Origin of the sequence: Erwinia sp. PPS120 (genome assembly GCF_047918655.1) — a bacterium.
Classification (GTDB): domain Bacteria; phylum Pseudomonadota; class Gammaproteobacteria; order Enterobacterales; family Enterobacteriaceae; genus Erwinia; species Erwinia tasmaniensis_A.
The window spans coordinates 1-444 of the sequence record NZ_JBLREF010000110.1; the positions used below are offsets into that span (position 1 = coordinate 1).

Below are 444 nucleotides of genomic sequence, written 5' to 3' on the forward strand. Positions count from 1 at the left end.
ATATGAGAACCAGTCTCGTGGGCTCGGAGATGTGTAGAAGAGACAGCTCCCCAGCCCCCCAGACCCTACAGCCGGTTGGTGCGCAGGGCGCTAAAACCACGACCCTGGGTGGGAACCCGACCCGTGCGGCTGAGCAATCTGCTGCAAAAGAGTCCACTCCCCGGCCCGGCGAAACCGTTGAGACGCCGCCAGCCGTGAAACCGACGGGAGCGGTTAGCAACGCGCGGCCTGAGCTACCGGTCAGTCCATCGGGCACCGACGCAGGAAGAGCCGCCCCTGCGGTATCTGGCGTTAACGCAGCAGATCCCGCGAACTCAGCCAAACCGGCCCTCCCCGTCGCGGCAGCAAATGCCCTGCCCGCGCCGGTTGAACAACCCGCAGCGACCAGTGAAGCGGCGGCGGCGATCCCAGTCGCAAAAGATGATTTAGTCATGCCTGCCGATG

General features: G+C 64.6%; 1 pseudogene. It reads left to right on the top strand.

What is annotated here, in order from left to right:
* Positions 1-29 precede the first annotated feature (29 nt).
* A pseudogene (locus tag ACLRGG_RS21370) lies at positions 30-444 on the top strand (hypothetical protein); the annotation flags it as partial.